Raw genomic sequence first — 13991 nt, forward strand, 5'->3', positions numbered from 1 at the left:
GCTCACCCGTCGACGGCGAAGCGGTATCGTCCCGATCCGATCGCGAACACAGCTTCCTCCGCTCCGCGTGAGACGGTGACGACATCGCGCCGCCCGGCGAGATCGCGCTGGCTTTCCCGGACGACAGCGCGCGGCGGCACAGGCAGATGCACGCGTGCGGTGGCGTTGGCAGGGGTTTCGACGTCGAGCAGCAGCCCGCCGCTCCCCACGCGGCGCCAGGCGCTGCGGATCGTCCCCCGGGCCGAACGATACGCGCCGCTGGCATGGTCGAGCGGCGCCTGCATCAGCGGCCGGATCGCGATGTCGCCGAACCCCGGCGTCGTGGCGCTGATCCCGGCGACGCGACGGTACAGGAAACCGACCACCGCACCGAAGGCATAATGGTTGAACGAGTTCATCGCCGTGCCGCTGCTGTCGGAGTTCCAGCGCTCCCACATCGTCGTCGCGCCCTGGCTCACCATATAGCCCCAGGAGGGATATTCGGTGCGCAGCAGCAGCGCGATCGCAAGATCGGCATGGCCGTTGTCGGCGAGCGCGTCGAGGATGTAGGGCGTGCCGAGGAAGCCGGTGCTGAGCACCCCGCCGCGCCGCCGGATATCCGCCGCGAGCACATCCACCACCGCCTGCCGTTCGCCTTCCGCCACGAGGCCGAAGCGCAACGCGAGGATCTGCGAGGTCTGGCTCGCATTGCCGATACGCCCGCCGGTGCCGACATAGTGCGCGCGAAACGCCTTGCGAATGCCGTCGTCCAGCGTGCGCAGCCGCGCCACATCGGCGGTCTTGCCGATCGCGGTGCCCATGTCGATCATCAGCCGCGTGGCATAGGCCCAGAACGCCGTGCCGATCAGGTCCTTCGGCGTGGTCGGATCGCCCGGCTGCTTGGCGTCGAGCGCGAGCCAGTCGCCGTAATCGAGCCCGCGCGGACCCGTCCACCGCAAGCCGGGGTTGATGCGGTGGACATAGCCGCTCCACGCCATCATCGCCGCCCAGTTCTGCTCGACGATGCGCGTGTCGCCGTAGCGCTGATAGACCGTCCACGGCAGGATCACGCCGCCATCGGCCCAGCCCGGCGTGCCGCCCGCGACGGTGGGGAAGGGCGCGGTATCGGGGAACATGCCGGCCTTGGTCTGGCCATCACGCACAGTGTCCATGAAGGAGCGCGTGAACGCATCGACATCCATGTTGAAGCACGCCGCATCCCAGAAGATCTGCGCGTCGCCGAGCCACCCCATCCGCTCGTCGCGCTGCGGGCAGTCGGTGGGGATGCCGAACAGGTTGGAGGACTGGCTCCACATCGCGTTGCGCCAGATCCGGTCGATGATCGGCGCGGAGGTTTCGAGCTGGCCGGTGATTGCCAGATCGCTGCGCGCGATGACGCCTTCCAGCGCATCGCTGGTCGGCGTGCCGGGAAAGCCGGTTACCTCGACGTAGCGGAAACCGTGGTAGGTGAAACGCGGCTCGTGGACCTCGCCCGCCGCGTCGCCGCTGAGGGTATAGCGGTCGATCGCCCGCGCGCGGCGCAGGTTGCTCTGGTCGACATCGCCCGAGGGCAGCGCGAGTTCGGCAAAGCGGAGCTGCACCGTCTCGCCCGCCTTGCCGCGCACCTTGAGGCGGCACCAGCCCGCGAAGTTCTGCCCGAAATCGAACACGAACACGCCGGGCCTGGTCTCGCGGATCGCGACCGCGCGCACCGTTTCGATCGCGCGGATCGGCGGGCTGATCTGGGCTGCGAGCGTGCAGGTCGGCGCGGGGGCGGCGGTGGCGGCGGTCCAGCCGCGCGCGTCGAACCCCGGCGCGTCCCAGCCGGGTTGCTCCAGCCGCGCGTCGTAATCTTCGCCGAGGAAGATGTCCGCCGCGCGCACTGGCGCTTCGGCGGTGCGCCAGCCGTCGCCCGTGATGATCCGCTCGAACGCACCATCGGCATAGTCGATCTCGAGCTGCGCGACGAAGCGTTTCGGCGCCGGCCCGAACGCATAGCGCAGATCGAGGAAGCCGAACGCGCCTGCGAACCAGCCGTCGCCGACGATCGCCCCGAGCGTGTTGGCGCCGACGCGAAGCTGATCGGTCACGTCGAACACCTGGTACAGGGTGCGCACGCGGTAGTCGGTCTGCTCGGGCGTGATCGCCATCGTGCCGACCTTGCCGCCGTTGAGCCGCGCCTCATATGCGCCGAGCGCGGTCGCGTAGAGCCGCGCGCGGCGCACCGGTCTGGCGAGCGTGAAGTCGTGGCGCATCAGCATCGCCGGCGCGGCGGGCCACGGCTCGACGGCGGGCACGCTGCTGGCGGGAACCGCCGCCGCCCAACCGCGATCGTCGAAACCGGGTGCATCCCAGCCCGCCTCCGCGGTGCCGAGCGTCGTTCGCCATGTTGGGCCGGAGACGCGCCATTCCACCCGCCCGTCGCGGTGCCGCAGCCGCAACAGCGCGGCGAGCGCGCCGCCGAACACCGGGCGCGGCTGATCCGTGCGCACGCTGACCTGCACGGCAAGGACGTGGCGGCCCCCCTCGCGCAGCGTGTCCGTCACGTCGAAGCGTGAGAACGACCCCCACGACAGCCACGCCTTGGGTTCAGCGAGAGTCGCGCCGTCGATCGCCAGTCGTTCGAGCGTGTCCTTCGCCGACAGGTAGAACGTGGCCTCCATGATGCTCGCGTCGCCGTCGACCGCCCAGCGGAAGCGGCGCGGCTCGGCGTGGAGCTGTTGCTCGCCCCAGATCCAGTGCAGCCCGGCCCGCCGCATCTCGCGCGTCTGGGGATCTTCCGCATCGAGCCAGCGCGCGTGCCAGTCGTCGCGGTCGAGCAGCCCCATCTCCCACCACGCGATGTCGCTGGGCGGCATCGCCGCGCCCGCCTCGTCCCAGACGAAAACCCGCCACCACACCCGCTGGCGGGCGGTGAGGGGAGGGCCGGCATAGACGATATTCATGGTCTCGCGCGAAGCGACCTTGCCGCTGTCCCACAGCAGGTCGGTGCCGCGCTCGAGCGCGTCGGCGCTTGCCGCGGCGACGATGCGATAGGCGCTCTGCCGCACCCCCCGCTCAGCCGACCGGAGCTGCCACGAAAGGTTGGGGCGCGGCGATTCCAGTCCGAGCGGACGGTCGATCCGGTCGACGCGCAACTGCTCCACGCTCACGCGTGGACCAGCGCCGCGCACGAGCGTCTCCCCGGCCAGCACCGGCGCGGCGAGCGTGCCGGCACCCGCGCCCGCCAGCGCGACGAACCTCCTGCGATCGACAGTCACCACTCAGGCGTCTCCCTGCGTCACGACGGCGTGCCGTCCGCCACGTTCCACGCCTGTCGCCATGCATGATAGGTGTCGATGGCGGTCTGCGGCGTCTCAACCCACCAGCCATAGCCGTTGCGCCGACCTTCGGAAATTTCGTTGACGTTGTCGTGGATCGTCTTGTCCCAATCGCCGAAGATCGGCGCGCCGGTGACGGGATCGTACAGCCGCGACCACAATGGCCCGCCATAGATCTTCTCGATCAGCTTGCGCCCCTCCGGCGTGCCGCCCCAGGCGTGATCGTACACCGCCTTGGCCCTGAGCCACGCGATCCCGTCCACCACCGCGCGCCGGACGGCGGGGGTCGGGTGATCCTTGCGCATCAGGAACAGCAACACGTCGGTGGTCTCGTCGCTACAGATCGCGGCCGGTTCGAAGTTGCGCGCGCTTGCGGGCGCGAGCGTCAGCGGATCGGCCTGTTGCGGCCAGCCGGTCGGCACCCCGTTGACGCGATATTGCGCAGCGAGGATGACGTCGGTGGCCTTTGCCACGGCGGTGCGGGCCTGCGCGCGCAGATCGGCGGGCACGAAGCCATAGGCGTCCTGCTCGGCCACGTCCTCGAGCAGCATCGCCGCGCGTGCGACCGCATTGTCGTTGAAGGTCACGCCGTCGTGGAAGTCGCCTTCCAGCGGATAGATCTGCGGCCAGCCGCCGTTGGGATATTGCGCCTCCAGCAGATAGCGCACGCCGCGCACGAAGCTCGCCTCGTAGCGCGCGCGGTCGGGGCTGCCGGCGGGCTGTGCGGCGATCATCCTGGCGAGGTAGCGCATCTCGCCGACGGTCGCGCCATTGTCGAGAGTGCCGACGAACGTCCAGTAGATGTCGCGCGGCGCGTCGAGGTTGGTCTTGTCGGGATTGATCTGTTCGGCCTTGTCGGCGAAATCCTGCCCCGGCGCGCGCGGCGGCGCGGCGCGGTTCTGGTTCTTGCTCCAGCCGCCCGCGGGTGTCTGGAAGCTGAGCACATTGTCGGCGATCATCTTCGCCTCGGCGCCGGAATACCAGGCCTCGGGTTTGTCGAGCGGCATGGATTTGATGCCCGCCCCGTAATGTTCGGGCGGCAGCGGCCAGACGTAGCCGGGCTTGCGCTCCGCCGCGATCGCCGCGCGATCGGCCTTCGCGCGTTGGTCGGAGCGGGCGAGATACGCCAGCCAGGCGGCTTGCTCGGGCCGGGGCAGCGCGGCGACACGCTCGGCGGTGAGCGAGCGGGCGGGGCCGGTCAGGCCGATGACACGGGCGGTAGCAGGCGTTGCGGACAGGATCGCGGCTGCGGCGACGAGACGAAGCGGCTTCAAGGTTTCTCTCCTGTACGTACGGTCGGATCGGAAGGCGCGGCGTTGATGCGTATCCGGCCTGCATGCTTCTCGTGAAAGGAAAAAACGAGCCCGGCAGACGCGCTGCCGCCGGGCCCAGGCGGGGGACACGGGTCAGAAGGTGGCGCGGGCGCCGAACAGGATCTCGCGGCCGAAATGCCGGTAGTTCGAAACGCGGTCGGTCACGTCGACATAGCGGTCGTTATACTCGTCGGTCAGGTTGACGCCCTGCACCGACAGCGTGAGGTGCTTGTTGAGATTGTACGAGAAGGACGCGTCGATGTTGAGCGTGCCGTTCACGCCCTCCTCGGTATTGCCGTTGCCGCCGGGGAAGGAGAGCAGATACTTGCCGCGATACGCCGCCGACACGCGCGTGCTGACCTTCTTGGTCTCGTAATAGAGCGTCGCGTTATAGGCGTTGTTCGACTGGCCGGTGAGCTGGCCGTAGCCATAGGCGCCGTAATTCACCCGCGACTGGACATAGGTGTAGTTGCCGAGGAACCCGAGGTGCTTGAGCGGCCCGGGCAGGAAGGTGAACGGCTGCTGGTACTGTACCTCGATACCCTTCAGCGTGCCGCCTTCGCCGTTGATCTTGCGATTGACGGTGAAATCGAGATCGGGCGACGACGGCGTGCCGACCAGCAGGCTGTCGGGCAGGCCGAGGCTGCGCCACGGCACCACCTCCGTCACCGAGGAGGTGAACGACGCGATATCCTTGTAGAACAACGCGACGCCGATCAGCGCCTCGCGCGTGAAGTAATATTCGAACGACACGTCGTAGTTCGTCGCGCGGAACGGGTTGAGCAAAGGGTTGCCGTAGCTGACCGTCTGCGTCGGCGTGGACAGCGATCCGCCGGGGGTGAGATCGCCCAGCGATGGCCGCGACATCACTTTGGCGGCGGCGAGGCGGACGGTGAATTTGTCGGTCGGCTCGAAAGCGAGGTTGGCGGAGGGCAGCCAGTCGTCGTACCGGTTGCGCACCGTCACGTTGGTGTTGGCCGCACCGATGCTGAGGAACCCGGTCGAGCCGAGATCGGTATGCGCGAACCGCACGCCGACATTGCCGCGCGCGACGATGCCCGCGATCGTCGTCTTGAAATCGGCCTGGAGGAAACCGCCCGAATCCTTCTCCTGCACGCGGCGGGTGCCGTTGTAGGCCGGCACCAGCGGGTTGTTATACACGCTCAGGAAGGAGCTGATCTTGTCGATATCCGGCACGATGTACGACAAATCGGTGCCGGCGGGAATGTCGAGCGCGCCGTTGAGGTTGACGATCTTGCCGAGATTGGTGACGTCGGTCGCGCGGTTCGCGCCGCTCAGCGTCGTGACCGCCGCCTGATAGCCGAAGGTGTCGAAACCATAGGTATGGTATTCGCCGCCGCCCTTGATCGTCAGCCCGTCGAGCAGATCATATTCCAGCCCGCCGCTCACGTTGCGCAGGCGGAAGTTGGTGCCGCTGGTGCTCTTGCTCCATTCGGTCAGCGTGAAGTTGCGCCCGTCGGTGACATCGAAGCCGTAGTTGATCACCGGCAGGCGATCGTTGCCGCGGAAATCGTAGCTGTAGCCGTCGCGATCGTTCGCATCGAACTTGTACGCGACCGAGATCGGCGTGCGCGCCTTGGTTTCGGATTCGCCGATCTTCAGCCGGCCGCGGAACCGGTCGGAGAAAGAATGCCGGATGTTGAGCGAGACCTGCTGGAAGCGGCTCTCGTCGCGCTGGAAGCCGTTCTCGGACCGCACGTCGACATTGTCGAACTTGCCGTAGGAGATGACGTTCTTGGTCGGGTCGATCGCGAAATCGTCGACGATCGTGTCGCGCACGCCGCCGGCGGTGCGGCTGAAGCCGATCGCCTCGATATTGGGGCTTTCCGCCTGCTGGTTGTACTTCGCCCACAACACGTCGAGATCGACCTCGGTGCCCTCATCCGGCTTCCACTGGACCGAGCCGGTCAGCCCGAGCCGGTCGAGATCGACCGAGCCGAAGGTGTAGCGCGGGATGCGCGGATAATAGGCCGACAGCAACGCGGCGCGCTGCGCCGCCGTGGTGCAGGTGACGCAGCCGGCGAAGTTGTTGCCCGCACCATAGGCGAGGCTGGGATCGCCCGCCTGCCAGCGGGTCGTGTTGAAGCTCTCGCTGATCGGGTTGCGCTTGCTGTACGCGGCGGAGAACAGCAGGCCGAAGGTATTGTCGGCGTTGGCCCAGCTCACCAGCCCGGCGACACGCGGTTGCGCGTTCTTGGCGAGATCGTTGTACGATCCCTGGCCCGACAGCGCGACGTGGACGCCGGGACCGAAGCTGAGCCCGCGCCCGGTCTGGAGATCGACCGTCGCGCCGAGCGAGCCTTCCTCGAGTTCGGCCGACTGCGTCTTGTTGACGGTGATGCTGTTGAACAGTTCGGAGGCGAACATCGAGAAGTCGAACCCGCGATTGCCGTTCGAACCGTAAGCGGCCTGTGCTTCCAATCCGTTGATGCGCACCTGCGTGAACTGCGAGCTCAAGCCGCGCACGCTGATCGAGCGGCCTTCGCCATTCTCCCGGTCGATCGTGACGCCGGGCAGGCGCTGGATCGATTCGGCGAGGTTGAGATCCGGGAACTTGGCCATATCCTCGGCGAGGATCGCATCGACCTCGCCGGCGGCGGTGCGCTTGATGTCGAGCGCCTTCTGCAAGCTGGTGCGGAAGCCGGTGACGACGATGTCTTCGGCCGGGCTGCCGTTGGTGTTGGGATTCTCGCCGGCGTGGGCGGGCAGCGTGTCACCCTGCGGAGTCGCGGGCGTCGTCGCGGTCTGTGCGCGCGCGGCGGTGCCAATTCCCAGCGCGGCGATGGATGCGGTGACGCAAAGCCCCGCACGCGCCGATCGAACCAGACTGCCCATCATCCCCTCCCTGCTGCGAACCCGGTGTTGTCACCGGTGTCACAAATGTTTCTACGGTGAAATATCACATTTCGCAACGGCGTTTCGTAGTGTGTAATGAACGCTTCGTCGTTCAGGCCGCGGTGGTGATATCAACCAGATAGACGTGGTTGCGACCATGCATGTTCGATCCGAACACCAGGCTTTTGCCATCCGGGGTGAAGGTGATGTTCGGTTCCAGCCGGTAATCGTGCGCGCTCATGTCGACCAGTCGCTCAGGGCGCATGTAAAGCGGAGCGACCAGCGCATCGTCGAAGCTGTCTGCATCGGCATCGACGATCGCTTCCGGCCGCAGCAGCACGATCCACTTACCGTCCGGCGCGTGCGCGACCATGTCGGCGTCGCCACCATCGCCCGCGAACAGGCGCTGGTCCGGGGAGACGTGGTAATGGACCGACCACGCGTTCTGATCGACCCGCCGCCAGACACGGGCGCCGGTCGCGAGATCCACACTCGCCAGCCAGAACACCTGTCCGCGTGGCGTCTGAAGATCGTAGAGCATCGTCTTGCCGTCCGGCGCGAAGAACTCGTGCCCCCAGATTTCCATGTTCATGGTCCGCTGGTGCAGCGGTGCGAGCCCGCTGCCGTCGCTGCGGATCCGCCAGATGCGGTTGACGCGGTGCCACGGGCCTTCGTGGCAGAAGGTGATCTGATGCGGGTCGGTCGGCGAGAACTGGCCGTGGTTGAGCCAGTCGCGCGCGCGGTGGATCACGCGCCGCTGGCCGGTCGCGAGATCGATGACGAACAGTTCCATCGGCACGCGCGCCGCCCAGCGTTGCAGCATCCGCACACCCTTGGCCTTGGCGAAGTTGAGCGGTTTGCCGTCCGGACCGGTCGCCGCATATTCGGCCTGGCCGAACGCGCGGTTATGCTGGTCCGGCACGCCGGGCTGGAGGGGCTGGTCGCCATACGCGACGACGCCGACGAACAGCGTCTCGTCGCAGTTGAGCGCATCGATCTGCCCGCGTTCGAGCCGCGCCACCTTGCGAACGCGGCCCGTGTCGACATCGGCGGCGAAAATCGTGCGACCGCGATCGGTTGGCTGGCCGGTGCCCGGATCGGAGATGCTGTAATAGACCGAGCGGGTCTTGCGGCCGGTGAACATCAGGTCGGCGCGCGGATCGGGGACGAGCAGGCGCCGCGCATGCGTCTTCATGTCGATCGCGGTAATGCCGGCCGGCGTGGTGATGACCAGAACGTCGCCCTGCGGTGTGAACATATCCTTGTAGAAGTAGAGTTTCGCGCCGCCATCGTCGCCGGTGAGGCGGACGATACGCCGCCCGGTGCGCGGATCGGTCCACGCGCGCGGCGCGGGTGTGGTGGGCACCGCAGCGGCGGCTGGTGTGGCGGCGATGACCCCGAACGCGGCGCTGGCGAGAACGTCGCGGCGATTGAGCACGCTCATGTTCCCTCCCGCGCGGACCGCACCCGCTTGGAATGCAGGTTCGTGGACGCAGCGCGGTGGCGCGTTGTGATGCCCATAGATCCATCTCCCGTCTCGCCGGCGCGCGTGGCCGACGCGGCAAGCCCCAGGTAAGGCCCGCCACCATTTATGCTTTGTATGCGAGTTCTACCGGTGTCAGGTCAACATCGGCCTGTTGCACGCGGCACCTGGCAGCGATCCGATGACGCCCGAGAACTGGCGCAAGGCGGACGATCCGGTGCTGAAGACATCGGCCGCCAACAGCGTGTACGCGACCGGCCACAACGGCTTCTTTACCTCGCCCGATGGCCGTGAGCAGTGGATCGTGTTCCACGCCAACCCTGGTCCGGACATGAAGTATACGAGCCGGCGCGCGCCGCACGCCCAGCGCGTCACCTTCGACGCTGCCGGCATGCCGGTGTTCGGCGAACCGGCGAAGGCGAGCGACCCGATCCGCGAGCCGTCCGGCGAGGCCGGTGCCGAACGGCAGGCAGTCCGCCGGTAACGCCAGTGTAGCGAGCCCAAATCGCAAGCGGGCCGGGCGGGCTGTTCCCCGGCGCGAACGAGGGCGGCGTGCTGGAGTCTGTCAGCTCCCGCCGGATTGGGCGCTTTCGCCGGTTTGCGCATCCGGTCGGCGAACGCCGCGCCGGATCGGCTGTCTGCCTTCCCCGGTCGGCGTTCGACGCCGATCCTCATGGCTTGTCGGGGAAGGCGGCGACGATCGCATCATATTGCGCACGGCTGATGCCGATCATCGAACCGTGACGCAGGCCGGCCGGCATTTCGTAGCGGTTCCACTCGGGTACGCCGCTGTTGCCCGACACCTGGAACCACGGTCCGGTCAGCTTCGGCGCCATCGACAGGCCATAGCTCGTTCCCGCATATTGCTCGTAATACAGCATCCAGTCCTTGCCGCCTGGCGCGCGAATGATCGTCGGTGCCTCGCGAAAATTGGGGCTGAGCGGCGGGCCGGGCAGGGGGTAGGGGCCGAGCAGGCTTGCCGCGCAGCTCATCCGCACGGTCTTGCCGGTGGTCCATTCGTAGGACGGATAGCGTTCGTCCTTGATGATCGCGCAATAGCCGCCGTCGTCGTTCGGCTGGATGATCGTGTCGATCGTCGCCATGTTCCAGTTGAACAGTCGGCGCGGCGGGTTGGCGAAGGTCTTGAGATCCTTCGATTGGACATAGAGCGTGCGCTGGCTGCCCCAATAGCGTTCCGGGTCATCCCTGGTGCCCTCCAGGCTCGGCGTATGCCAGGTGAGCAGGAACTGTCCCGACGGTTTGTCGAAAAACAGCTTGGGCGCGCCGATACGCTGGAGCGGATCGGGATAGCCCGCCACCGCCTTCAGATCGGGCCGATACGTGCCGTATGGCGTCCAGCGGATGAGATCGTCCGACACCCAGAAGCGGATCAGCGGATCGTCGTCACCCTTGTTGCCGACCAGGTAATAGCGTCCGTCGCCACCGCGTGCGACCGAGGCGTGGCCGTGGTAATCGGCGGACACCGGCTCACCGCCGTTCACCTGCCGCCAGTGCAGGCCATCGAGACTGACCGAGTAATACAGGACGCCGTAATGCGCCTTGGTCATGTGCAGGAAGAGATAGGCCTTGGCCGGATCGACATACGGCGTCACCGGCCCGCCGGGTGCGACCTGCGCCGTCACGCTTGCACCGGGGAGGAAGGCCATCGCGGTCGTCAGAGCCAATCCCAGACGTGCCGCCGACCTCACCAATCGCATCATCTTCCCATCTCCCGTTTGCTCGGCCTCGCCGGCGCTATTCGCCCGAGGATCGCACGATAAGGTCCATGACCTCGTCGATGATGTTCATCATCGCGTCCCGCGCCCGTTCGGGGTCGCGCGCTTCGATCGCGCGCAGCACGGCCCCGTGCGCGGCGAGATCGGCGGTGCGGCCCTGGATGCGATTGGTGAACCGGATCGACGTGCGCAGCGCGGTCGCGACCAGATCGCAGAATTGCGCGAAGAACGGGTTGCGCGAGGCGCGCAGGACCGCGACGTGGAACGCGATGTCCGCCTCCAGCGTATCGTCCCCGCCGGTTTCAGCGGCGCGCATGCGCTCGAAGCCGGCGCGGATCGGAACCAGATCCGGCTCCTGCGCGAACCGGGCGGCGAGCGCGGCGGCGGCCGGCTCGATCGCCACGCGCAACTGGTTGAACTCGCGCAGCAGTTCGATCGTGAATTTCCGGTCGAGCAGCCAGCGCAGCACGTCGGGATCGAACAGGTTCCATGCGCTGTCCGGCTCCACGATCGTGCCTTGGCGGGGACGCGCGCTGAGCAGTCCCTTGCTCGTCAGCATCTTGACCGCCTCACGCGTGACGGAGCGGCTGACGCCGTGCTGCTTGGACAGTTCCGCTTCGGTGGGAAACGGCTTGTCGGCATAACCACCGGTCACGATGGTTTTGCCGAGGTGGTCGAGCAGGCCGTACGTCAGGTTGCGGCCCAGCGACGTCCTGATTTCACCTGGCTCGGCAGACATCGCGCATACTCCATGAAACTTCGATATGGCGTATCATAGATCATATAATTGATCGCACTGCCACATAGTGCGTAGCAGGCGTGGGCGACGCGCCGGATCGTCATGCCGGCTATCGTGGCAGCGTCATGCCGTGGCCAATTCGCGCATGGCCGTCGCACCGGCGACGAGGCGCGGACCGGCCGCGCCTCGTCGCGCCGTCATTGCGCTGGCGTCGGTGGCACGACGCCTTTGGGCGCGTCGCTGAGGCGCTTTATCAGGTCGGTCTCGGCCTGGCGGTAGGGCGTGCCGTCGGCGCGGAACACCTCGTGGAACCACAAAGTCGGTTCCTCATAGGTATAGGGCTTCTTCCAGCTGTCCCACGGCATGCGCGTCTGCGTCTTGCCGTCGACGAAGCCCCAGTTGATCATCGCGATGTTGAGCCGCTTGCCGATCGGCAGCGATCCATCGAAGGTCGATCCGTTACCGCGCGCCATATATTCGGTGCACCACACCGGGCGGCCATAGCTCAGCATCTGGTGAGCACGTTTGCTGAACGTCTCGGGCCAGCTGTAATCGTGGAAGCTCAGCACGTCGGACTGGCTGATCTGCGTCTTCTCGACCGCATCGAGCGTGGCCGGATTGTCCCAGTGATCGCCGATCCACACGCCCGACGTCAGCGGCTGCGTGGGGTTCACCGATCGTGCCCAGGCGAACACCTGCGGCAGCAGCTTGGCGACATACGCCTTCTTGTCGGGCGTTGGCGCGTAATTGCCGCCGCCTTCGTTGTTGGGTTCGTTCCACACATCCCAGCCGAGGATGCGCGGGTCGCCCGCAAAGTGGCCGACCACGCCCTTCACATACGCTTCGAGCTTGTCGTAATGCGCAGCGTCCTTCAGACGGACCGCGCCGGGTGCCTGCACCCAGCCGGAATTGTGCACGCCCGGGATCGGCGGATGCTGCGGGCCGGCCTTGGGGTTCGGATCCCAGCAGCTGTCGAACAGCACGAACAGCGGGCGGATCTTGTGCTTGGCGGCGATGGCGAGGAACTGGTCCATGCGCTGCTTCAGCCCCTCGGGATCGTTCTCCCACAGCATGTTGTGCAGGAACACGCGCATCGTGTTCATGCCGATCGACTGGGCATAGCCGAGTTCCTTGTCGATCGTCGCCGGATCGAAGCTGTCGGCCTGCCACATCTCAAGCTGGTTGATGGCGGTGGCCGGCGCGTAATTGGAGCCGACCAGCCAGGCCTGCTTGGCGTACCAGCCGTTGGCCTGCGTCTTGCTCCATTGATCGCGCGCCTCGGCCGGAGCGGCGCCGAGCGCCAGCGTGACGGCAGCGGTCGCGAACAGGAAGGTGCGGCGCATCATCATAGTCTCTCCCACGTCTCAGTTCGCAGCCGACGCGGCGGGAGCGCCGGTGGTGAAGCGGTAGGTCATCACGTTACGGTAGGTCTGGCCGGGCGACAGCCGCGCGTCCGGAAAGCCCTTCTGGTTCGGCGCATCGGGGAAGATCTGCGGTTCCATCACGATCGCGTCGCCCATCCGGTAGGTGTGCTTCGATTTGCCGTGCGTGGTCGCGTCGAAGAAATTGCCGGAGTAGAATTGCAGCCCCGGCTGGTTCGACCACAATTCGAAACCGCGGCCCGAGGCGGGATCCTCGACCCTGGCCATCAGGTGCTGATCCGCCGTCATCGTCTTGCCGATCACCCAATTGTGATCGTAGCCGCGCGCGAACGCGATCTGCTGGTCGCTGGCCTCACGAACGCGGTCGCCGACGACATGGGGCTCGCGGAAATCGAACACCGTGCCCGCCACCGGCTGAAACGCACCGGTCGGGATCGAGCCGGCATCGGTCGGCAGATAGGTTTGTGCGGGGATCATCACGCGGTGCCCCATCGCGCCATTGCTCGATCCTTCGCCGGACAGGTTCCAATAGCTGTGGTTGCTGATGTTCACGATGGTCGGCTTGTCGGTCCGCGCGACATATTCGATGGTGAGGTGGTCGGCATTGTCGAGCGAGTAGGTCGCATCGACCGTCATCGTGCCCGGATAGCCCTGATCGCCATCACGGCTGACGTAGCGCAGCGTGACCGAGGGCACAGGTCCGTCCTTCACCGACACGACCTGCCACAGCACCTTGTCGAACCCTTGCGTGCCGCCGTGCAGCGAATTCTTGCCGTCGTTGACAGGCGTCTGATAGCGTTTGCCGTCGAGGGTGAACTGCCCGGCGGCGATGCGATTGGCGAAGCGGCCCACGGTGGCGCCGAAATACTGGCCTTTGTCGATATACTGCTGGAGATTGTCATACCCGAGCAGCACGTCGGCCTTATGGCCGGCTTGGTCGGGAAGGACCACCGACTGGAGCGCGGCGCCATAAGCGATGACGGTTGCCGACATGCCCTTGTCGTTGGTCAGCGTGACCTTTTCCACCGCGCGTCCGTCCGGCATGGTGCCGAAGGTCGCGCGTTTCGAACTGGTGGCGTGCGCCGGGGCGGCGGCGATCAACGCGAGTGTGGCCATGCCGGTGGCGGTGAAAAGCTTCATGCGTCCTCTCCCTCTTATCGCCTTGATACCCGCACCTGGGCGC

9 protein-coding genes are annotated in these 13991 nt (G+C 66.6%); 1 reads left to right on the top strand and 8 read right to left on the bottom strand.

The genetic code is table 11. The features are described 5' to 3' along the window. Positions 1-2: 2 nt before the first annotated feature. The 4 genes from AC3ANX_RS05020 to AC3ANX_RS05035 all read right to left on the bottom strand — a co-directional run bounded on the left by AC3ANX_RS05020 (position 3) and on the right by AC3ANX_RS05035 (position 8912). Entirely contained in the window at positions 3-3242 is a 3240-nt protein-coding gene (locus AC3ANX_RS05020; RefSeq protein ID WP_488335926.1) for a family 78 glycoside hydrolase catalytic domain, read from the bottom strand. A 17-nt stretch (positions 3243-3259) separates the two neighbouring features. Then, positions 3260-4573, bottom strand: a complete 1314-nt coding sequence (pelA, locus tag AC3ANX_RS05025; protein ID WP_488335927.1) for a pectate lyase — start codon at positions 4571-4573, stop codon at positions 3260-3262. A gap of 132 nt (positions 4574-4705) precedes the next feature. Further along, entirely contained in the window at positions 4706-7468 is a 2763-nt protein-coding gene (locus tag AC3ANX_RS05030) for a TonB-dependent receptor (RefSeq protein WP_488335928.1), read from the bottom strand. Positions 7469-7580: 112 nt separating this feature from the next. Further along, a complete protein-coding gene (locus AC3ANX_RS05035; protein WP_488335929.1) occupies positions 7581-8912 on the bottom strand; it encodes an oligogalacturonate lyase family protein in 1332 nt (443 codons plus the stop codon). Between the two features lie 220 nt (positions 8913-9132). Between AC3ANX_RS05035 and AC3ANX_RS05040 the strand changes: the two genes are divergently transcribed. Further along, the gene (locus AC3ANX_RS05040) at positions 9133-9435 is read left to right on the top strand and encodes a family 43 glycosylhydrolase (RefSeq protein WP_488335930.1); all 303 of its coding nucleotides are present in this window, start codon (positions 9133-9135) and stop codon (positions 9433-9435) included. Positions 9436-9622: 187 nt separating this feature from the next. On the opposite strand, the gene AC3ANX_RS05045 is transcribed toward AC3ANX_RS05040, so the two are convergent. The 4 genes from AC3ANX_RS05045 to AC3ANX_RS05060 all read right to left on the bottom strand — a co-directional run bounded on the left by AC3ANX_RS05045 (position 9623) and on the right by AC3ANX_RS05060 (position 13948). After that, positions 9623-10618 (bottom strand): glycoside hydrolase family protein, encoded by a 996-nt coding sequence (locus AC3ANX_RS05045; protein WP_488335931.1) that lies wholly within the window; start codon positions 10616-10618, stop codon positions 9623-9625. 88 nt (positions 10619-10706) lie between these two features. Next, complete coding sequence (locus AC3ANX_RS05050) at positions 10707-11426, bottom strand: FadR/GntR family transcriptional regulator (protein ID WP_488335932.1); 720 nt, start codon at positions 11424-11426, stop codon at positions 10707-10709. Positions 11427-11623: 197 nt separating this feature from the next. Further along, complete coding sequence (locus tag AC3ANX_RS05055) at positions 11624-12772, bottom strand: cellulase family glycosylhydrolase (protein ID WP_488335933.1); 1149 nt, start codon at positions 12770-12772, stop codon at positions 11624-11626. Positions 12773-12790: 18 nt separating this feature from the next. Then, on the bottom strand, positions 12791-13948 hold the full coding sequence (locus AC3ANX_RS05060; protein WP_488335934.1) for an aldose epimerase family protein: 1158 nt from the start codon (positions 13946-13948) through the stop codon (positions 12791-12793). Positions 13949-13991: the final 43 nt, after the last annotated feature.

This window comes from Sphingomonas sp. BRN-1R (assembly GCF_057748035.1).